Here is a 21,758-nt window from a genome sequence, read left to right as displayed (position 1 = left end):
CTCCAATTGTTATAATTCGAACTTTAAATCAATACTAGCATATATCTGCCGACTTATGTTATAACTTTATTGTTTAGTTCTAATTCTAACAAATTTAAAAAAAGGAAGATCTCATGAACCGTAAATTAAATTTAAAACTAGTGCTTTCAATTATTGCCACCGGATTATTGTCATTTTGTGGGGTAATTATTGAAACTGCGACTAACATTACCTTTCCCACTCTAATGAAAGAATTTAGTGTCAACACCGCAAGCATCCAGTGGATGACAACTGGATACTTGCTCGTCGCCTCTATTATGATGCCTTTATCAGCCTTCCTCAAAAAGAATTTCACATCAAAAAAGCTGTTCACCACTGCGGCCATATTATTTCTTATTGGTTTGATTTTAGATATTACAGCCACTAACTTCATTCAGTTAGTCGGTGGTCGTGTTATACAAGGTGTCGGTGCTGGAATCGCCCTACCACTAATGTTCAATATCATACTGGAACAAGCTCCCATTAACAAAATCGGTCTCTTAATGGGAATCGGAACATTAATCACAGCCATTGCTCCAGCAATTGGTCCGACTTATGGTGGATTAGTTGTTGATGTTTATGGATGGCGTGAAATTTTCCTATTTTTAATGCCAGTAGTTATACTCGCTCTAATATTAGGGTTATTATCCATTCATCAGAGCTCTAAACCAACTCATAGCTCACTAGACGTAATTGGATTAATCTACGTAGCAGCTACTTTTGTTGGAACCATTATTGGTTTTAGCAATTTATCATCAATTAAAGAAACACCATTTAATTTTTTCGTTCCTATCGTCATTGGAATCATTGCCCTAATTCTCTTTATCAGACACTCATCAAGAACAAATTCCCCATTATTAAATTTAAAAATATTCAAAAACAAATCATTTTCGTTACATTTGGTGGCCTTCTTTTTAATTCAAATCATCGCCTTGGGAATATCATTCATACTTCCCAATTATATTCAATTAGTAAATCATCAGACTGCTTTAACTGCAGGCCTTATTGTTTTACCGGGAGCTGCACTTGGTGCCGTTCTAGCACCATTGAGTGGTACGATTTATGACAAGTTGGGAGCTAGAAAACCAATAATGTTTGGGATCACTCTACAGATAATTGCCATGTTCCTGTTTTTCATTAAAGGAAAAAATCTAACAACTTTATATATACTATCGATTTATATTCTACTAATGATTGGTATGGGGTCTGTTATGGGAAATACTATGACTAACGCTTTACAACAATTAGATGAAAGTCAAAACGCTGATGGTAATGGTATGTTCAATACTGTCCAACAGTTTGCTGGAGCAGTGGGTACAGCACTCGTTTCAACCGTTATTTCTCTCTCACAAAACGTAAACAACGGCCTTAGCTATTCTGCCAAGACCGCTGTCGGTGCTAAAAACTCATTCTTAATGTTATTAATATTCTTAATTATTGCTTGTTGGTCACTAAATATTGTTACTAAGAGTCATGATTGACTCTTAAGCGCATGCACTTGATTAATTCCAGCATTCATTAAGACAAATAATATTATCCATGCCACGGTAATCAAAAAGATATATTTAACCCAACCGATGAATGTCCAATCCCACATTGCATGTAAGAAAATACTTAATCCAAAAAATATCAAAAAATGTGAATCAAATAATTCTTCAAACGATATATTTGTACCCATTTTTTTCAATAGCATTATTGCTCCACCAGTAATCGCTGCCCAGACTAAATGACTACCTATAGCTGTGACTGCACGAAGAAGTGCGGTAATGATATATGAATCTCCAGAATAATAAATATATCCGGCCGTTTCAAACGTAGCGAATCCTGCGCCAACTGATCCACCAATTAAAATACCATTCAAAATATAGTTAGTTTTGATTTTATTAACAAAATATATTATTACTATTAGCTTACCCAATTCTTCAACGAAACCAATAACTGATGCGCTCCACAACCCTACCTCTCCACTATTACTATAAATAGCAAACTGGTACAAAAACATTGTTGCCAATAGTGAAAGTGCACCACCAATAAAGTATATTTTCATAACCGTAAAAATACTAATATTCTGAAAAGCATTACATTCAAAATAAAAAATAACGGCTGAAAACGGAACTGCAAGTGCTGAAACAATCATTACACCTGGGACCGCCATAACGCCACCCAGAAGATATGCGGCTCCAAGAAGAACCACTAGAATCAACGAAAAATAACTTAAAACTCTGAAAAATAACCATGGTTTAGTCCAGTTATCAGAAGTGTCATCTAAATCTGGAGTTGTATATTTAGTTCCCGCAATAAATATTTTTTCGGCTTCTTCAGAGGTATGGTGTTCAAAAACCTCACTGAACATTTCAGTTAAATTAACATGTACCGAACCATGTCCTCCAGTATACGAATTTAATTTACCGGTAGCCATATCGTAGATTCCTTCTGATTTAGAACTAACGGGTTGTGAATCTTCTCTTATTGAACCTTTTGGTTGCTGCTGCCCACAATATACACAAAACTTTGCTTGGTTAGGTATTTCTTTACCACAATATACACAGAATTTCATATCAATCTCCTAGAACTTTCTGGGTAACGTCCTTACCTAGTGAACTCATTGCTGATTTTTGTTCAGAAGAACTTCCGTCCTGACTCATTACTACCAAAACAAAAGCCTTATTATCATGTTTGAATATTGCAGCATCGTTTTCAACACCATACGTTCCGAATTCACCAGTCTTGTTATAAATAATCACAGTATCAGTATTTACCTGGTTCGGCAATTTGGAATGATTACTGTCGTTAGACAATATAGATAACATTTCATTGTCATACTTAGTTGACACAACTTTGTGCTCATACAATTTTTTCAGGAACAATGCCAGATCATAGGCTGAGCTCATATTATCCTTGCCAGAATCTAACGCATCTTGATCCATCAACATTCTTTCCATTCTTGTATCGTTTAAATTTAATCTGTTAATCTCTTCATTGACGACTGAAATACCACCAATTTGTTTTGTAATAATATTTGCTGCAGTATTATCACTTTTAGTAATCATATAGTTAATTAAATCTTCATAAGTCAGTGAATCACCCGATTGCATACTTTGTACAACACCGGTACCACTAACTTTATCAGCATCCGTTAATGTATATCTATCAGATAAAGAAATATTTCCTTGAGAAACTTCTCGATATGCCGCCGCCATAATAAATAATTTTATATCACTAGCAGCTCTTTGCTCAGCGTCATAATTACCATATGACGCTTTTTTATTATCGTTTATTCCAAAATAATATGCTGAAGTTTCACCATTTATTCCTGACAAATCATTAGATAATATTGATGCAATTGATGAATCAGTTGTTATTCCCGACTTTTTTGTTTTCTTTGAATCCGAACCTTTATTATCAAATAAAACAGATTTATTTTTATTTTTGGTTGTTTGCTCATTCCTAGTTTCTCGCTGATGAACCGGCTTAAAGTGATTAAAGATGAAATAACCACTCCCGCCTATAAATACAAAAACTAATAATACTCCTACAATCCATGGAATATATTTTGTTTTTTTCGAATCCTTGACTACAATATTATTTTTGGACAATAATGAACCGCACTTTTCACAGAACTTTGCTTGGTTCGGATTCATATGTCCGCAGTTTTTACACTTCTGCATAATTATCCCCTTATTTTTCGCATTTATGTATTATATTAACCATTATATAATATAATAGTTAATATAATATCTATAAAGGGGGATATTTATATGAAATACTGTCCTAAATGTGGAACACAGCTTGCTGATTCAGCCGCTTTTTGTACTAAATGTGGATACAAATTTAAAATTTCTGAGGAAGAACACCGTTCAACGACTTTGAATGATAATCCAAACAAATTGTCTAACAATCAACCCATAAGTGTCAGCAATAAAAAATCAAACCATGGCACACTCTGGGGAATAATAATGCTTCTAACACTTATTATCGTGACATCATTCGCGGTATGGAGTCAAACACCTTCATATCGTGATATGCATACCTCTGATAAAGAAAAGGTTAGTGAGTTAATTACATGGAGTAATAAACACGATATTATACTTGGTGTCGATGTCTCTATTGATGGATCAGATATTATTCTGGATCCGCGCGATGACAGTAACTTTGCTAATTATTATCACTACTACCTTTATTACGATGATACCGATGATTCTGATAAAGAACTTAAACATGAAATACTCAAATTGTCAGAACACGTTACCAAAATGTGGGGCAATAAATATACTGTAAAAATCCTCAATCCAGATAATTCTGACAGATACTTAATGGAAGCCAAAGACGACGAAATTACATACAATGTTTTTGAATAAAAAGACGAAATCATCAGATTTCGTCTTTTTAATAATAGTAAGCTGATAAATATACAGCAATAATAAACAAATAAGATAAAATACCTATGATCTTGAATATTAATGAAACAATTGACCATAATAATCCTCTATTAGCAAGGACTAAGCTTTTTTTATTGATTGCTCTTTTCTTCGCCATAATAGCCAAGACAATACCTACAATCGCACTTATCATCGTATAGTCCATCCAAAGTCCAACTACTCCAACAATTTGACTCGCTCCACTCAGACCACTGGCAGTAGTATCATTCTTTAGCCGTTCAAATGTCATCTCTGGCAATTTAGATGTCGTTGGTACTTCTTGCACATGTTGATAACTTATATTGTTATTTTGCTTTAAATCATATCCACAATTAATACAGAAATCTTGATTCTCATTAACTGGTTGTCCACAATTAGGACATTTATTCATAATACATCCCCCTATACTTCTGATTTAGTCCCACATTTTTGGCAAAATACATCATCAATGTCCATCTTATTTCCACAATTTGCACAAAACTTAAATTGTGACTTTGTATCGTCATTTTGACTCGATGGATTAGGTACTACATTAGTAGTTTTTTCAACGGCAACCGGTTGTGGTTCTTCAACTTGTTTTTCATCTTCAACATCATTGATTGTAGCCAGTTCGGGCGTAACAGTTCCTTGCTCTGATGAAGCAGGAGCTACTGAACTACTTGTGTTTGACCATCCTGTTTCTCGCAAATAATAGTCCAAGTTACTAATAGTTGTCACTGTGTACTGTTCCAACCAATCTATTCCGGATTTAATAGTATAAACAGTAAAATCAATCACTTCTCCACTATTACTACACAAGCTCATATTGTACTGACTAGAAGTGTAATGTCCGCCTATCCAACTTCTCTTCTCAAATTGTATGCGAGAAAATTTGCTCCTGGGCATAAATGAATTATCACCTGTAAACATTCCACCTTTATTAACTTGCATAAAAACTAATCCTGAATCTTCAAAACTGATTATATATTCATTACCACTTCTACTAGCAGTTCCACCTAATGCTCTCCTACCAAAGAAGAACTCATAGTTACCTCGGGCATGTACTAAAATCATCATTTTTGATTTCGATAGATACCCTAGATTGTTCTTATATGAATAGATTGAATTTAAATTCATTTGTCCTTTTAACATAATTCCCCCTGATTTTTAAAGATTTACTAAAACTAGTACTATTAAGATCGTGATTATACAATATTTCCATTCCCGTGAATCCTTTGGATCCCTAATAATTGGAAGTATAAATCCAAAAATAAAACTCGATCGATTGAATATGCAAATCAAAAAATATGCAATTCCTGCAATAGGCCAAAATATTTCTGGTTTAATATTTCCAAGTAATCCTCCTGCATATCTAATATTCGTTGATTCCGATGACATTTCCTTGCCCGTTCCCTGCTTCGCTTGTTGTTGCCGATTTTCCTCATTCTGCTGATTAAATTTTGAATTCGAATTTATTTCTGATGCCTCATTCAACCTCAATCCACAAGAAGTACAATATTGCGAACCATCAGGAACTTGTTTGCCACATCTTGGACAATATTTCATACTACTTCCCCCTTGTTAATGCACAATATTGGTATTCTTCTGAAGCTGGCCTAAAATTACCTTTTGCCCTTGCCATTTATCTCTTGTGCCACTACATCAAATAAATTCTTAGATGTTACATGACCATTAAATAGTAAGTACGTGTATGTCATTTTGTATTTCTTCTGGTCATAATAAAAATATCCAGCTCCAACGGTCATTTGACCAGGTAATCTAGGAAAAATACTAGTTAGTGTCTTACTTGCTCCAGGTACTAATACAAACTTTTTGTTATAGGCAGATTTCATCGGTGGACCGCCAGCTGTAACTCTTACTTTCGAGCTATCAAATCGAATAGCTTTTTTAGTATTGTTCTTGATTTTCATATCAACATCCAAAGTTTGTCCACCACCCCCAACGACACCCGTTGATCGAGCATTACGAAATACGATAGTAACCAATCTCTTATCATCACTAGATAAATGATTATATTCTGTAATTTTCTTCATTCTCCCCAATGGTGAACATCCTGTAAGAGAAATAACTATTACAAGTAAGGAAAAAAAGAATAAATATTTTTTCTTCAAAAAACTAAAGCTCCTTCTTATTATAATAATACCTGTTTTAATATCTAATATGTATTATATTACATATAAAGATAAAATAAAAAGCATTCTCTACTTATCTTCAGTTTTATTTTGAAGTTTAGCTAGGTTTCTTCGACGAGATTTTTCCTTCTCTACCAAATACTGCTTCTCGCTAAAACTTAGATCCTTATACTTAATAGCAGCATAAGATGCATCCTTAGTGTTAAAAAAGTCCACATCTATTACCTTTTTATGATCCCTTTCCAACTTATCTATACTCATATTCAAATTCTCTGTAAAAACATATTTTCTTTCTTCTTTATCTACATTATGATGATACGGAACTAATTCAACTTGTAGCATTTTGCATTCCTCACTATTCTTCTTGATTTTTATAAAACAAGTACTGTAAAACTTTATTACTAAGAAAATCAATCTCTTTTGCATTATTGTAATTTTGACTATAAAGTACATGTATTTAAAATCATTATATTACATAATCCGATTTAAAAAATGTACTATCATCTGTTCAAATCATCTTAGTTCTCAACTAAGGTTGCATAAGGAACAATTTGAGGTGTATATGAATGATAAACGAAATCGGTAAAATAATACGTGACAAAAGAAGGTCACTGGGTTTAACCATTGAACAATTAGCAGAAAAAGCCGATGTCAGCGAGAGTTTGGTTTCTCAACTCGAACGTGGCGTTAACAGTAACATTTCATTAAATAAGTTAACCAGAATATCTAACGCTGTTAACTTAAAATTACCTGAATTATTTGATAAGCCCGAACATTCAGGTATTCAATATCTAGAATTATTAGATTACCTTGCTCACCTATCTCGTGATGATCGTGAAGCACTATCCGAAAAGATATTAGCTTTGCTAAACTTCATGGATAAATCAAAAGATTAATATACATTCACAACTCATTTTTGAGTTGTTTTTTGTTTCAAGACCTTGAAACTTTCGCACCGTTCCTTTGGAACAACTTCAATATATTACATCAAAACGCCTATATCAATTGGTTTTTGAACATTTCCAAAAATTAACTTTTCAAAATATGTATTAAAAAACGTATTTTGAAAAGTTTAAAAAAACACACAAATTCCAAAGAATTCGTGTGTTTTTATTTTACTTAATATCACTGGCAGCAACCCATTCATTAGTTGCTACGCGGTACATTTTAACGCCATTAATCATTGCAGTTTTATCAGTTACCCAACTCGTATTGCTTGCTAGGGCACGTATTTTGTTTAATTGCCCCTTTGAATTAGTATTATTAAATCCCAGCTTAACAACCAAATTACTCCCTTTATCTTAATTAACTGAATAGTTGTAAAATCAGTATTTTTTTCCATATTTAAAATATTGTTAAAAACAGCATATGAACCGTTTATACTCAAATCCAAATAAATAAAAACCAAAAGAAAACAAAAAAAGCCCCCTCAAACTTACACATAAGTTTGAAAAGGACTTTCATAAATATAAAACTATATAAATTACTTAATATCAGTAGCTGGAACCCATTCATCTGTAGCAACTTTATACATCTTTACACCATTAATAGTTGCCATCTTGCTTGTTTGCCAAGCTGAATGTGGTAGCAAGGCACGGTTTGAAATCTTTTGGCCGTTACCCTTGTACAAGTATGTTGGATCATCTGAAGTTGTTGTAACAACAGCTCTATCAGCTTTTACAGCGTCCGTTGGAGTTGTTACAGTAGTTTCTGATCCATTATTATCAGTATTTGAACCATCTTCTACACCTGACAATGTAACATCAGCTGCTTTGACAAATTCGTTTGTAGCAACACGATAGTATGTAACACCATTAAGAACTAACTTCTTATCGATGCTCCAAGCTGTCTTAGAACCTAATCCACGACCCTTAATTAGTGTTCCATCTTGTCTATAGATTCTAGCACCAAATTCACCAGTTGTACCTACGGTCTTATAACTAGTAATACCTGATGCATCAGCCTTTGTAGCTGTAACAATTTGAGTATTACCGTCAGCTTGTAATGTTACATTCTTATTTGTAACTGTGTAATTAGCTGGAATTTGAGCATCTGTCATAGCAACAGAATCTCCAACTTTTTCACCAGAAACAGTTGTTGTACCAACTTGTTGGTTTTCAGCTGTCTTAAAAATAATTGTATTAGCAACTGGACGTATAACTTCGATACTTACAGAATTTGTAGTTTCCTTACCTAAGTTAACATTAACATCAGCTGCGTTTGCCAACTTATAACCTGATGGAATACTGCTCAACTTCTTAACAGTGTTCTTAGGTCCTGAAACTTGTTCTGTACCAACGATATTAGTCTTGTCACCAGCATAATAACTAACGTTCAAAGTAGCAACATTGTCATAGTTACCAGCCTTTGTGACAGTAACAGAATATGAACTACCATCGGCTTGGAATACAGGAACTGCCCCATTGAAGTAATAACCTTTCAATGCATCTGAACCTTGAGGTACAGTTAAGTTTTCGCCAACTTTTCCATACATTGTCATTGTAACCAATGTCTTATTATCTGGATCTTTAAATGTAACGTTATTACTAATTTGGCCAGTCTTTGTAGAATCTGATGTAGTGGCAGATTCAGTTACTGTATTATCATCAGCAGCTTGAACTACAGCAGGTGTAGCAACTGATCCTAGAATCATGCTTGAAAACAATAATCCACTTACAATCAATGATTTCTTCATTAAACTTTTCCTCCCAAAAATTATTTAAAGCTATCTTAAATATACTAGTATGCGAACATACGTTGCAATGAATCCATGATTTTTTATACAAATTTTAAAAAAATAATCCAACAAAAAATACATTTTTGTTGGACTATTTTCTATTTCATCGTAATAACGATTTTACCTTTAGCATGATGCGATTCACTAACTTCTTGAGCCTTCTTAACGCCATCTTCACTGAATGGATGAGTACTATCAATAATGACCTTAACGACACCCTCACTAACCAAGTTAACGAGCTCAGTAAGTTGTTTACCATTAGGTCTTAACCAAACACTATTAGCCTTAATATTCTTTTCAGCAGCCAATTTTTCATCGATAGCACCAGAGATAGTAACTAGACGTCCACCATCTTTCAAGACTGAATAACTCTTCTCAAGAGTATCTCCACCAATAGTATCAAAGACCGCATCAACGTTACTTAATACTGTTGAAAAATCAGTATCATGATAATCAATGATTTCGTCAGCACCCAAATCTTCAAGGAATTCTTTATTCTTTGAACTTGCAGTTGTAACTACATGCGCTCCGATATGTTTCAATAACTGAATAGCGATAATTCCAACACCACCGGCTCCACCTTGCATTAGAACGGTTTGCCCAGACTTAACATCTAGATTCTCATAAATACCTTGCCAAGCTGTCAGTCCTGCTAATGGTAAGGCAGCTGCTTCCTCATATGAAACATTATCTGGTAACATAGCTAACTTATCTTCTTTAACAGCTGTGTACTCTGCATATGTTCCACGGTTAGTTAGGTCAGGTCTGGCCAACACCTTATCTCCAGTCTTAAAGTTCTGAACTTTTTGACCAACACGCGTTATAACGCCAGCCACATCCCATCCCAATACAATCGGGAATTTCAACGGGATCATTTCCGCCAAATAACCCTCACGTAATTTCCAATCAATTGGATTAACTGAAGTTGCTTTAACCTCAACTAATACTTCATCATCAGCAATTTCAGGAATTGCAATGTTCTCCATGTGCAATTCGTCTCTATTACCGTATTTATTAATAACTACTGCCTTCATAATATTTCCCTCTCAATATTAATTTATACATATATCCCTAGTACTTTAAATTAACAAGATAGTAATTTCAAATATTTTGAACTATATCTTTACCTTTCGAAATCGTTTCAAAGCTGCCCATATTATATAAAGCAAGCTAATGATTGATATCGTCCAACCAATGCGAGCAGCCATTGTCATTTTATACATAACAGTTATCGTACCTGACTTGAAACCACTAGGTAATCTAACTGCGGCTAATCCATTCTTAGTTGCAGCTGGAACAGTAACTGACTTATCGTTATAACTTAATTTAACTTGATAGCCTTTATAATATACTCTCGGTAACATTATTGTTCGAGAATGACTGTTATCTTCTACCTTAATAAGCACCTGCTTATGATTATTTTTAATAACATTGTACTTCTCAGATTTTCCAAGAAAATTATCATTTGTCTTGAATTCATTAGCCATATTGTAATTAAAGAATTCTCTAGGCTCATATTCTCCCATACTTACGTTATCTGTCGGAATTGGTCCTTTTTTCTGGGCAACAATATCCAAGTTAGTTTTGATTGGAAACATTACCGTTATAACGGCTATAACAACAAACAAAACTGCAACTGTAGGAAATTTTAATTTACCAAAGTTACTAATTATATTTCCTAAAGTATTTGCCACGATAAATGTTAATAAAGGCAATATAACAACATTAACTCTCGTTGCTGACTGCAGCAGCACTATTGGTTTGAAAAAATGTACGACAATATGTAATAAGTATGGCGACAACATCAGTAGACCATATACCAATATCATCAAAAACGATTGCGGAATGATTCTGTCAGGAAAATGAAATCCTCTTCCTTTATACAAATAATAAACGAAAGAAAATAATAGTAATAAAACTAAAAACGTTCCATTGACCGCTATAAATTGCTTAGTATCAAATACTGGCTTCATTGAACTAGCATTGAGTATTATCAGATATTTTCCGCTACCATCAATGGAAGTATTAACATACTTTTGTACCAAGTACTGCTCAACAAATGAGAATAAAAAGACAGCTGATAATCCTAAGAATAAAAATGCCCCTTTAACATATGAATAGAATATTTTCTTGTCTTTAAAGACCGACTTTAAATTTAAAATAAAAATAAAGATTGCTGCACTTACAGTGATTAAAAATGACAACACGTGCGTTGCTAACAATAAACTAAAACCTATTCCTAACATATACCAATACTTATATTCGCCTTTTACTATCTTAAATAGGCTCAACAATATCCAAGGTATAATTGCCAGAGCAACAAGTTCACCGGCAGCGGCTCTATAATACATTACCCCATATAAATAATATGAACTTAAGTAGATGGGGGCTGAAATAATTGTTGCCCAAGAGTTATGGAATAGCTTATGAACAACAAAGTTAATTGAAAAAATATTTAAAATAACAAAACTAACTATATAAACAATGTAAGAACGATACAGGCTCAGTCCTAACAGGTGTAAAAGTGCAAATGGATAAATAAACAGGTTTCCGTAGAAAAATCCTACCCCATATCCAAATTTGTTCAAATACTCATAACCGATTGGATTAGGAAAGTGTCCCGCTGAAATATTGCTAGCAAGAGTTTGAATTCTTCCCATATGAAATCCTGGATCATAGCCACCAACAACGGCGCCCAAAAAAATCGGATAGATTGCGAGTATTAAAATAAAAATATCTGCGACAATCAAGTAACGTTTTTCTCTAGTATTCAATTGACTTCTCCTTGTGGCATTTCAAATGCCTACTATAAATAATAGGCAATTTATCGTAAATATCCAATGAATAAAAAATTTTTCAAAAAAATATGACAATTTCACAAACAAAGTGTATGATATGTTTCATACTATTAACACACATGTTCACTATTAATGAACAGTTTCAAAGGCGGGATTATGTATGGCAAAAAAAGAGCTTAGTCGTAGCTTATCATCAAGACAAATGCAGATGATTGCTCTAGGTGGAACAATCGGTGTAGGACTCTTCATGGGTTCTGCATCAACAATTAAATGGACAGGACCTTCAGTATTGTTGGCTTACGCATTGGCAGGTTTAATCTTATATATGGTCATGAGAGCATTAGGGGAAATGCTCTATGTTGATCCATCAACTGGTTCTTTCGCAAAATTTGCGACTGAATATATCCATCCCGTAGTTGGATATTTAACGGCATGGAGTAATGTCTTCCAGTACTTAGTAGTGGGAATCAGTGAAGTTATTGCCGTTGGAACTTATCTAGAATTCTGGTGGCCGACAATGCCTAAATGGATTGCCGGAGTTGTTGTTGTTGTAACATTATGTGTCGCTAACCTCACTTCTGTTAAAGCATATGGTGAATTGGAATTCTGGTTTGCTTTAATTAAAGTTATTACAATTATTTTTATGATTATTTTAGGACTATTAGTCATTGTCTTGGGTGTCGGTAATGGTGGACATCCCGTTGGTATTAGCAATCTCTGGACTAATGGTGGCTTCTTCACCGGCGGACTGAAGGGATTCATATTTGCCCTATCAATTGTCGTGGCATCCTATCAAGGTATTGAGGTTATCGGTATTACTGCTGGTGAAGCTGAAAATCCTCAAGAAAATATCGTTCGCGCCATTCGTTCAATCGTTGGTAGAATTTTAATTTTCTATATTGGTGCTATTTTTGTTATCGTTTCAATTTATCCTTGGGATAAATTAGGTACTATCGGCTCACCTTTTGTAGAAACATTTGCCAAAGTAGGTATTACCTTCGCGGCTGAAATCATTAATTTTGTCATGTTAACGGCTGCCATGTCAGGATGTAATTCAGGTATTTTCAGTTCTAGCCGTATGTTGTATACATTAGGTATAGAAAAATATTTGCCTAAATCATTCACGAAATTATCACATCACAAAGTTCCATACATTCCTGTCATCACAATTTCACTAGGAATTCTGATTGGTTTGATTTTGAACTATTCATTACCAGTACTGTTCCATACTTCAAGTAATATCTTCGTTATTGTTTATAGTTCTAGTGTTTTACCAGGTATGGTGCCATGGTTTGTTATTTTAATAAGTGAATTAAGATTCAGAAAATCAAATGCAAAACACATGAAAGATCATCCTTTCAAAATGCCTTTATATCCTATTAGTAACTATCTCTCCATTGCAGCATTATTAGTTATCCTGGTTTTCATGTTCTTGAATCCAGAAACGACTGTTTCACTAATGGTCGGTGTTGTCTTCCTAGTTATTATGACTGTTATTTACTTCGTTCGTGAACGCGGACGTGACCATCAGCCAATCAATACTACTTCGACTGATGAGGCTTTAGAAGAAGCTGAAGAAGAATTTTAATCTAAAATACGAACATTTTTATAAAAAGAGTTTCTAATCTTAATAATTAGGAACTCTTTTTGTGTTTTTTGTATTTTTAATGGAATTATTTTCATAAAACTACGTACTTTACTGAAAATATATAGTATTATGGTATCAACATATCGTACATTTGTTTAATATCCTTAAACAGGTGAAAGGGGATTTATCTATGGAAGAAGAAAAACTAAAACGAAGCCTTTCTTCACGTCAGATGCAAATGATTGCTCTGGGTGGAACTATTGGAGTTGGGTTATTTATGGGATCTGCTTCAACAATCAAGTGGACCGGTCCTTCTGTATTACTTGCTTATGGTCTCGCAGGATTAATTTTGTACATGGTTATGCGTGCGCTTGGCGAAATGCTCTATGTTGACCCATCAACTGGTTCATTTGCCAAATTTGGAACTGAATATATTCACCCCGTAGTCGGATACCTTACAGCTTGGAGCAACGTCTTTCAATGGCTAGTTGTTGGTATTAGTGAAGTTATAGCTGTTGGAACTTATTTGAGTTTTTGGTGGCCTAATATGCCTCAATGGATAGTTGGAGTTGTTGTCGTCGTGACATTAGGTGTTGCCAACCTGACTTCTGTTAAGGCTTATGGCGAATTGGAATTTTGGTTCTCAATCATCAAAGTAGTTACAATTATTTTTATGATCATCTTAGGATTACTAATAATTCTTTTGGGAGTTGGTAACGGCGGTCATCCAATAGGTTTTAGCAATCTTTGGAAAAATGGCGGGTTCTTTACTGGTGGACTCAAAGGATTTATTTTCGCCTTATCTATCGTTGTAGCATCCTATCAAGGAATTGAGGTTATTGGTATTACTGCCGGTGAAGCAGAAAATCCCCAAGAAACTATTACTCATGCAATCAGATCTATCGTCGGTAGAATTTTGATCTTCTATATTGGAGCAATTTTTGTCATCGTTACTATTTATCCATGGAACAAATTGGGAACTATTGGTTCTCCCTTTACAGAAACATTTGCTAAATTTGGAATCACCTTTGCGGCTGAAATCATCAACTTCGTTGTTTTAACTGCTGCCTTATCAGGATGTAATTCAGGAATCTTTAGTTCTAGCCGAATGCTCTATACATTAGGTATAGAACACCGTCTTCCCAAGGCTTTCACAAAGTTATCTCGTCATAACGTACCATATCTTCCTGTAATCGTTATGTCTGTAGGGATCTTGTTAGGTTTAGTTTTAAATTTTGCTTTGCCAGCAATTTTTCACACTTCCAACAATATCTTCGTAATCGTATACAGCTCTAGTGTTTTACCAGGTATGGTCCCATGGTTTGTTATTTTGTTCAGTGAACTTAGATTTAGGAAGGTAAACGCCAAACATATGGCTGAACATCCCTTCAAAATGCCGTTCTATCCACTAAGTAACTACCTTGCTATTGCCTCATTACTTGTTATTTTATTCTTCATGTTTCTCAATCCAGAAACTACCGTTTCACTATTAGTTGGTGTAGTATTTCTTGTGGTTATGACAATAGTCTATTTCGTCAGGGAACATAGACTTGATAAAGCAGCTGCAAAAAACAGCTTAGCAACTGCTTCTGATGCCGATGAAGAAACAGAAACTATGGAAGATTAGCTTTTAACACTTTTCAAAAAAGGTGTAAGATAAAATACATATATTTTTTCTAAAGAGGCAATTCAAATGGGAGTATTTTTTCAGAGTGTTCAAGGTATTTTAATAATTATCGTTTTAATTGCAGTAGGTTACTATTTAGCTAGACAAGACTGGTTTTCAGATGATGCAACAAAATTAATTGCAAAGTTAGTTACTCAAGTTGCCTTACCTGCATATATGATTTATACGATCACACATGATTTTACAGCTGGAAAATTAATCAAGTTGCTACCTAATCTAGTAATACCTTGCCTATCAATGACAATATTGATCGGTATCTCTGTTTTAATGATAAAAGTTCTTCACATAGATAAGGATCACCAAGGGTTGTTCTCTTCTATGTTTTTTAACTCCAATACGGTTTTCGTCGGTCTACCTGTAAATATGGCACTATTTGGGCCTGAGAGCTTGCCTTATGTTTTAGTTTACTACATGGCTAATACGACCTTCTTCTGGACTTTGGGAACTTATTTGATCCAAGTGGACGGAGAAAAAAAGGGTTCCTTCAATTGGAAAACAACCTTATCAAAATTATTCTCCCCACCACTATTAGGATTCATCATTGGTTTGATTTTGGTCATACTACACATTCAATTACCAACATTCCTAATGTCCGACTTTCAATACATTGGTAATTTGACTATCCCACTATCAATGATTTTTATAGGTATTTCAATTTACAATGCCGGTTTAACAAACATCGCACTTCACAAAGAAAACGTCGGCATCTTATTCGGAAGATTCATCTGTGCCCCACTACTGATGAGCTTTTTATTCTTATTCATCCCTGGACCTGCTTTGATGAAACAAGTCTTCATAATTCAAGCAGCTATGCCAGTTATGACCAATGCACCGGTTGTCGCCAGATTGTATCACGCTGATTCAAACTATGCGGCTATTATGGTCACTGAGACAACTATTTTAAGTTTGTTCGTCGTTCCTGTATTAATGATGATAATTAAATAATTCAAAAGATTAATAGATATAAATACCCCCCGCATTTACTATGTAAATACGAGGGGTATTTTAGATTGCACTATTTTCACTCATAATAATCCAAAACTAAAGATTCGGATATTAACAATTCACTGTAAACATTATAAATATATTGTGCCTCGTCTAAGGCCACACCATCTAATAACTCATACAGAAACTCTCTTTCTTTTTCAAAAGCATTCATCAAAATTTGTCTTTCTTCCACGGCTTGAAAACCTGTAAAAACATAACGTCTATTATTAACACCACGCCATTGATCAAGAAATTGTTTAACGGTTGTTCGACGTGTCTGATCCAACAAATCAAACGTGACACTTTCTTTGACCGCCGGAGATATCTCCAAATCATGAACGTAGTTGATACCTATTCCCACCATCTTCTCACGAACTCGCTTCGACTTTAAACGAATATCACCTTCATTAAGAATAGGATTCAAAATGAATTTGAACAATATCGTTGGCACCAACATACTCAAAATAATAACAACTGATTCTGTCAATAATATCAAATCAAAGTTGGTACCTTTAATACCCATCCCCGCCAATGAAAAGGCCAAAGCAAGGGTAACTGCGCCGTGAACTCCACCGAATGCAAAGGTCACTGCCTCAATTCGAGAATTCTTAGATAAAAATCTGGCGTACAAATATCTGATCGTGGTTGATAAAACGTAGATGGTAATACCGATCCAGAGCCATTCCAAAGTCGAGGTCATTTCTTCACGCTGATCTGTGACAATTCTTGCAATTGAAATACCTAGCACAACAAACACATAACTATTCAACGCTCCACCAACAAAGCTAACTGTTTGATTGAAAAAACTAAGATAGCGAGGAATTGAAAACCTACTTCGACTCATTTCCCCGTTAAAAATCAATCCAGCACTAACAACTGCAATAATTCCTGACAATTCAATACGTTCAGAAATCAAATAAATAAGTATTGGTGTCGCAAAATAAATTATCAAATGCGACGAAGTTTCATTCCAACGACTACGGATAATCATCTGACGAATAATCATCGTTATAAATGCTACACCAGCACCTAAAATCACGCCGCCCACAGCCGAGATCAAGAAATCACTAAAGTTTTTGGTATAGGATAATTCTCCAGTTTTAAACCACAAGACAGCCGCCTGCAATAAAATAATGCCGGAGGCATCATTAAACAATGACTCCATTTTCAAAACGACTTCTGTTCTTTTAGGAACATCTCGACCTTCACGAACCGAATCTAACGCTGTTGCATCGGTTGGTGTACTGATAGCAATCATGATCAATGCGAGAGGCAATCCAATATTAAAGATTTGATTGACGGCAAACAATCCAACAATTGCTGATAACAAGGCTAAGACAATTGCGGTACCCAATATTTCTTTGAACTTTCGTTGAACCAAGAAACTTCTGGTTTGTTGTCCCTCGAAGAACAATAACGGTGCAATGATAAAGGCCATGAAAAATTCAGAATCGAAACCAATTACCAGTTCATTTATGAGAGGTATGCATGCAAAAATAATACCCATAAGTAAATTAATATATGACCTAGGTACTACTCTGATAAACTTGGCGGCTAAATTACTGATAGCTACAAGTACCAAAATAACAACTGCTGAAATATACAGTCCCATTTTTGTTTTCCCCCCTCAAAAAGAAAATACAGGCTCTTCTAAAAGAAGCCTGTATATAAGTTACATTGAGATTATAGTAATCTCAAAATTATGTCAATTATTTATAATCGTTAGGATCAGCACTCGCTGGACCATAATCATCCATGTCAGCATCTCGATAATCCCACCATTCGTTTTCATACCCTACAAATCCTGCCTTATGCATAGCAGTATCTAATATTTGATAGTTAGACTCTGCCTCAGGAGTGCACGGTGCATCCCGATGTGCTTTCTCTGAAAAATCATCAAAAGCTGTTGGCATTTCTAGTTCATTACCATCTATATCACAAAGTGTTAAATCAAAAGTAACACCTTTTTGATGTGAAAAATTAGGATTGGGTTTAGCGACAAACTCTGGATCTGGATAAACTTCAAACAATCTTTCTTGAGCTTTTACAGGACGATATGCATCCCAAACCTTAATTCTATATCCTTGATTTTTCAAAGATTTGCTGACTAATGCTAATTTCTCAGCAGTACCGGCCCTAGCAATTGCAGTTGTAAAGTCATAAATAACCTTACCGGTAAAATTATTGGTAGTGGCGTAACGCAAGTCGACAATAATGCTAGGATCCAGCAATTGTATGTTGGTAAATCCAGTTTTTTGTTGTGGCATGTGACACCTCCATTTTTTATTAATATCATTATATATGATATTGATTTTATAAGCTCCTAATGTCTGTTACGCTATTTTTATTAATGGAGGAGCAATCATGAAAAACAAAACTATTAAGCGACTATACTTAGCGATTGGTATCCTAGTTGTTATATTGTTAATTAATTTATTCTTCAATGGGCCACTTGAAGTTACTACTGGCTTATCGGTAATAGTCGGATTTTTGATAGCTACAATTTGTTACGGGAGAAAAATTATCAACAACCAAAAATAAAGACCTGGGATTATCGATCCAGGTCTTTATAAATAACTATTTATTATTTAAATATGCATGAATACCACGTTCCAAGCGTTCTAATCCATCTTGAACACGAGATCTGTTTGTCGCTAAGTTAATACGTAAGAATTGATTACCATTACCACGATACTTAGTACCTTCTGCCAAGTACAATCCAGTTTCTTTACGAATAAAATCATTTAATTCAGCTGAATTATCAGTAACCTTAGTACAGTCGATCCAGGCCAAGTAAGTCGCATCACTCTTGATAACACTTAATTCAGGTATATTCTTTAACACATAATCAGATAACAAATGACGGTTGCCGCTGATATATTGTTTCAATTCTGATAACCACTCGTGACCCTTTGTATATGCTGCAATAGTTCCATCAATAGCCAAAATTCCAGGTTCAATTTGGTCATCAATCGAAAGTGCACGCTCAACTCTAGTGCGAATATTGCTGTCTGGTGCAATAATTGTCGAAGCATGTAATTGTGCCATATTAAAAGTCTTAGTTGGTGAAACCAAAGAGATACTATTTTCGGCAACTTCACTATCCAATGATGAAAATGGAATATAACCGTGTCCTGGCATTGAAATATCTCCGTGAATCTCATCGGAAATGATCATAACATTGTACTTCTTAGCTAATTTACCAATCCTAGTTAGTGTATCTTTGCTCCAAATATGGCCGGTTGGATTGTGAGGATTGCAAACTATCATTATGGTAGTTTGTGGATCAGATAATTTCTTTTCTAGATCCTGCCAATCCACATTATATGTTCCATTTTCATAGATCAATTCATTATTTGTAACGTTACGACCGTTATGCTCAATTACACCATAAAATGAATTATAATTAGGCTCTTGCAATAGAATATTATCGCCAACGTCTGTAAAATGTCTGATAACAGCAGATATACTAGGAATTACTCCTGTGCTAAAAAGCATCCATTTAGTATCAGGCTTGAAATTATGTTCCTTTTCAAACCAATTTGCCACTGCTTCATAATACTTATCCGGTACGAATTGATAACCAAAAATACCACCATCAATTGACTTATGCATAGCTTCAAGAATTTCAGGAGCAGTTTGAAAGTCCATATCAGCTACCCACATTGGTAACTCGTTTTCTTTAACGTTCCACTTTTCCGAAGCGGTATTACGACGATTGTTTACTTTATCAAAATCAAATGACATAATTTCACCCCTCAATAATTGTTAATAGTCATTAATTAAAATAGTATCACTTTAGTTCAAAAAAGTTATTTTGTAACTTTCAATCAATGTGTAATTCATATTATACTAATAAGATTAGAGTCAAATTAGAGGAGAAACAAATGCCGTCACTTTTTAGAAAAAAAGATGTTATACATGACCTACAAAATAAAAATGTCATTCTTACTAGAACCCTTGTTGCTAAAGACCTAGTTATCATGGGGGTTGGGGTTATTGTCGGCTCTGGTATTTTCATTACTCCAGGGATCATCGCCGCTAACTACGCTGGTCCAGGTGTTATCTTCACATACTTATTTGCGGCATTAGTTTGTATCGGTGCAGCCTTTTGTTATTCCGAATTTGCATCAACTATTCCTCTAGCAGGTAGTGCATACACTTATTCTTATTCTGTTTATGGGGAAATAGTTGCCTGGATAGTTGGCTGGTCCTTAGTTTCTGAATATCTATTTGCAGCCGCGTCAACAGCTGTAAGCTGGTCGGCATACTTTCGAAATCTATTAGCAGGTTTTGGAATTACACTACCAAAAGCATTGCAATCAGCTGCACACACTAATGGCAATCCTCAGGGTCGTTTCGACATCATCGCATTTGTAATTGTTCTATTAGCAACAGTGCTCCTACTACAAGGGCTAACAGAATCAGTCCGCATCAATGCCATTATGGTATACGTCAAAATTTTCGTTATTTTACTATTCGTCGTAGTAGCAGCCTTTTTTGTTAAGCCAGAAAATTATAATCCTTTCCTACCGTTTGGTTGGAGTGGTATTGGTAAAGGAGCCTCAGTTGCTTTCTACGCCTTCTTAGGTTTCGACGTTGTTTCTACAGCCAGCGAAGAAGTTAAAAATCCTAAACGTAATATGCCTATCGGTATTATTGCCTCATTACTAGTTGTAGCAGTTCTTTATAGTCTTGTCTCATTTGTTTTAGTTGGGGCTGTTAATTACAAAAAACTAAATGTTGCTGATCCAGTCGCACACGCATTAAATATTCTCAATCAAAATTGGGCTTCTGGAATTATTTCTCTTGGGGCAGTAATGGGAATGACCACTGTCTTACTAGTTATCATGTACGGTGGTACACGTTTAATCTATTCATTCAGTCGTGATGGACTATTACCTAAGAAGTTTAAGTCTGTAAATAAAAATAGTATTCCAGCAAATAGTACATTATTAGTAGGATTGGCTGCGGCCATTGCTGCAGCGGCATTACCAATCGATAAAATAACTGAATTGGTTAATATTGGTACATTATTAGCATTTGCCTCAACTTCAATTGGAGTTATCTTCCTAAGACATGGTAAAAATACCCGAGAATTAACTCCAGCTTTCAAAGTACCCTTATACCCGATTTTCCCATTGATTTCCTTTGTTGCATGTATTTATCTAATGACACAGCTACAACCGTTCACGTGGCAAATGTACGGCATCTGGACTGGAATTGGACTAGTCATCTATTTCGGTTATGGATACTGGCATAGTTTAGTTAAAAAGAACAAGTAAAAACAAAAGGCTCCAGTAATCTAAAATCGGGTTCTTTCTCAAGTTTGGTTATAAGAGATTTAGACCGGATTAGTAATCCAGTTCTGATTAAACTTTTGAAGATTAAAA

General features: G+C 34.7%; 22 protein-coding genes. 8 read left to right on the top strand and 14 right to left on the bottom strand.

Translation table 11 applies throughout. From position 1 onward, the window contains the following. Positions 1 to 113: 113 nt before the first annotated feature. Positions 114 to 1,499 (top strand): DHA2 family efflux MFS transporter permease subunit, encoded by a 1,386-nt coding sequence (locus EKM79_RS06780; RefSeq protein WP_125567195.1) that lies wholly within the window; start codon positions 114 to 116, stop codon positions 1,497 to 1,499. Here EKM79_RS06780 and EKM79_RS06775 read toward each other — a convergent pair. Beyond that, complete coding sequence (locus EKM79_RS06775; RefSeq protein WP_125567193.1) at positions 1,490 to 2,575, bottom strand: PrsW family glutamic-type intramembrane protease; 1,086 nt, start codon at positions 2,573 to 2,575, stop codon at positions 1,490 to 1,492. The two genes, EKM79_RS06780 and EKM79_RS06775, sit on opposite strands and share 10 nt — an antisense overlap. 1 nt (position 2,576) lies before the next feature. After that, positions 2,577 to 3,686 carry a serine hydrolase gene (locus tag EKM79_RS06770; RefSeq protein WP_125567240.1) on the bottom strand — a complete coding sequence of 370 codons (1,110 nt, stop codon included), beginning with the start codon at positions 3,684 to 3,686 and terminating at the stop codon, positions 2,577 to 2,579. Between the two features lie 90 nt (positions 3,687 to 3,776). Here EKM79_RS06770 and EKM79_RS06765 point away from each other — a divergent pair, with 90 nt between their 5' ends. Continuing rightward, positions 3,777 to 4,376, top strand: a complete 600-nt coding sequence (locus tag EKM79_RS06765; protein WP_125567191.1) for a zinc-ribbon domain-containing protein — start codon at positions 3,777 to 3,779, stop codon at positions 4,374 to 4,376. A gap of 28 nt (positions 4,377 to 4,404) precedes the next feature. Here the strand turns inward: EKM79_RS06765 and EKM79_RS06760 are convergent, their stop codons facing one another. From EKM79_RS06760 to EKM79_RS06740, 5 genes are all read right to left on the bottom strand, one after another. Continuing rightward, positions 4,405 to 4,827, bottom strand: a complete 423-nt coding sequence (locus tag EKM79_RS06760; protein ID WP_125567189.1) for a zinc-ribbon domain-containing protein — start codon at positions 4,825 to 4,827, stop codon at positions 4,405 to 4,407. 11 nt (positions 4,828 to 4,838) lie between these two features. Continuing rightward, positions 4,839 to 5,567 carry a zinc ribbon domain-containing protein gene (locus tag EKM79_RS12390; protein WP_246005645.1) on the bottom strand — a complete coding sequence of 243 codons (729 nt, stop codon included), beginning with the start codon at positions 5,565 to 5,567 and terminating at the stop codon, positions 4,839 to 4,841. Positions 5,568 to 5,582: 15 nt separating this feature from the next. Next, entirely contained in the window at positions 5,583 to 5,981 is a 399-nt protein-coding gene (locus EKM79_RS06750; RefSeq protein ID WP_125567187.1) for a zinc-ribbon domain-containing protein, read from the bottom strand. A 56-nt stretch (positions 5,982 to 6,037) separates the two neighbouring features. Then, complete coding sequence (locus tag EKM79_RS06745) at positions 6,038 to 6,469, bottom strand: hypothetical protein (protein WP_125567185.1); 432 nt, start codon at positions 6,467 to 6,469, stop codon at positions 6,038 to 6,040. Positions 6,470 to 6,637: 168 nt separating this feature from the next. Next, the gene (locus tag EKM79_RS06740) at positions 6,638 to 6,910 is read right to left on the bottom strand and encodes a hypothetical protein (RefSeq protein ID WP_125567183.1); all 273 of its coding nucleotides are present in this window, start codon (positions 6,908 to 6,910) and stop codon (positions 6,638 to 6,640) included. 224 nt (positions 6,911 to 7,134) lie between these two features. On the opposite strand from EKM79_RS06740, the gene EKM79_RS06735 reads away from it, so the two are divergent. Next, positions 7,135 to 7,464 (top strand): helix-turn-helix domain-containing protein, encoded by a 330-nt coding sequence (locus tag EKM79_RS06735; RefSeq protein ID WP_125567181.1) that lies wholly within the window; start codon positions 7,135 to 7,137, stop codon positions 7,462 to 7,464. Between the two features lie 219 nt (positions 7,465 to 7,683). On the opposite strand, the gene EKM79_RS12220 is transcribed toward EKM79_RS06735, so the two are convergent. The 4 genes from EKM79_RS12220 to EKM79_RS06720 form a co-directional block, all read right to left on the bottom strand. Beyond that, on the bottom strand, positions 7,684 to 7,854 hold the full coding sequence (locus tag EKM79_RS12220) for an SLAP domain-containing protein (RefSeq protein WP_164506027.1): 171 nt from the start codon (positions 7,852 to 7,854) through the stop codon (positions 7,684 to 7,686). A gap of 197 nt (positions 7,855 to 8,051) precedes the next feature. Next, positions 8,052 to 9,263: an SLAP domain-containing protein gene (locus EKM79_RS06730; protein ID WP_125567179.1), complete on the bottom strand. Its 1,212-nt coding sequence runs from the start codon at positions 9,261 to 9,263 to the stop codon at positions 8,052 to 8,054. 140 nt (positions 9,264 to 9,403) lie between these two features. Then, on the bottom strand, positions 9,404 to 10,339 hold the full coding sequence (locus EKM79_RS06725; RefSeq protein WP_125567177.1) for an NADP-dependent oxidoreductase: 936 nt from the start codon (positions 10,337 to 10,339) through the stop codon (positions 9,404 to 9,406). 81 nt (positions 10,340 to 10,420) lie between these two features. After that, the gene (locus EKM79_RS06720; protein WP_125567175.1) at positions 10,421 to 12,079 is read right to left on the bottom strand and encodes a glycosyltransferase family protein; all 1,659 of its coding nucleotides are present in this window, start codon (positions 12,077 to 12,079) and stop codon (positions 10,421 to 10,423) included. Between the two features lie 184 nt (positions 12,080 to 12,263). On the opposite strand from EKM79_RS06720, the gene EKM79_RS06715 reads away from it, so the two are divergent. The 3 genes from EKM79_RS06715 to EKM79_RS06705 all read left to right on the top strand — a co-directional run bounded on the left by EKM79_RS06715 (position 12,264) and on the right by EKM79_RS06705 (position 16,323). Continuing rightward, positions 12,264 to 13,691 carry an amino acid permease gene (locus tag EKM79_RS06715; protein WP_125567173.1) on the top strand — a complete coding sequence of 476 codons (1,428 nt, stop codon included), beginning with the start codon at positions 12,264 to 12,266 and terminating at the stop codon, positions 13,689 to 13,691. Positions 13,692 to 13,881: 190 nt separating this feature from the next. Continuing rightward, positions 13,882 to 15,318 (top strand): amino acid permease, encoded by a 1,437-nt coding sequence (locus EKM79_RS06710; protein ID WP_125567171.1) that lies wholly within the window; start codon positions 13,882 to 13,884, stop codon positions 15,316 to 15,318. 66 nt (positions 15,319 to 15,384) lie between these two features. Then, entirely contained in the window at positions 15,385 to 16,323 is a 939-nt protein-coding gene (locus EKM79_RS06705; protein ID WP_125567169.1) for an AEC family transporter, read from the top strand. A gap of 76 nt (positions 16,324 to 16,399) precedes the next feature. Here EKM79_RS06705 and EKM79_RS06700 read toward each other — a convergent pair whose 3' ends face one another. Both EKM79_RS06700 and EKM79_RS06695 read right to left on the bottom strand, forming a co-directional pair. Beyond that, the gene (locus EKM79_RS06700; RefSeq protein ID WP_125567167.1) at positions 16,400 to 17,977 is read right to left on the bottom strand and encodes a cation:proton antiporter; all 1,578 of its coding nucleotides are present in this window, start codon (positions 17,975 to 17,977) and stop codon (positions 16,400 to 16,402) included. Positions 17,978 to 18,074: 97 nt separating this feature from the next. Next, complete coding sequence (locus tag EKM79_RS06695) at positions 18,075 to 18,632, bottom strand: M15 family metallopeptidase (protein WP_125567165.1); 558 nt, start codon at positions 18,630 to 18,632, stop codon at positions 18,075 to 18,077. Positions 18,633 to 18,729: 97 nt separating this feature from the next. Here EKM79_RS06695 and EKM79_RS12215 point away from each other — a divergent pair, with 97 nt between their 5' ends. After that, positions 18,730 to 18,906 carry a hypothetical protein gene (locus EKM79_RS12215; protein WP_164506026.1) on the top strand — a complete coding sequence of 59 codons (177 nt, stop codon included), beginning with the start codon at positions 18,730 to 18,732 and terminating at the stop codon, positions 18,904 to 18,906. Between the two features lie 36 nt (positions 18,907 to 18,942). Here the strand turns inward: EKM79_RS12215 and EKM79_RS06690 are convergent, their stop codons facing one another. Beyond that, positions 18,943 to 20,112 (bottom strand): MalY/PatB family protein, encoded by a 1,170-nt coding sequence (locus EKM79_RS06690; RefSeq protein ID WP_125567163.1) that lies wholly within the window; start codon positions 20,110 to 20,112, stop codon positions 18,943 to 18,945. Between the two features lie 140 nt (positions 20,113 to 20,252). Between EKM79_RS06690 and EKM79_RS06685 the strand changes: the two genes are divergently transcribed. Next, entirely contained in the window at positions 20,253 to 21,650 is a 1,398-nt protein-coding gene (locus EKM79_RS06685; RefSeq protein ID WP_125567161.1) for an amino acid permease, read from the top strand. Positions 21,651 to 21,758 lie beyond the last annotated feature (108 nt).

The sequence above is a fragment of the Companilactobacillus insicii genome (genome assembly GCF_003946015.1).
Lineage (GTDB): Bacteria > Bacillota > Bacilli > Lactobacillales > Lactobacillaceae > Companilactobacillus > Companilactobacillus insicii.
Note: the sequence above shows the minus strand (reverse complement) of the source record. Positions and strands in the feature narration are given on the sequence as shown.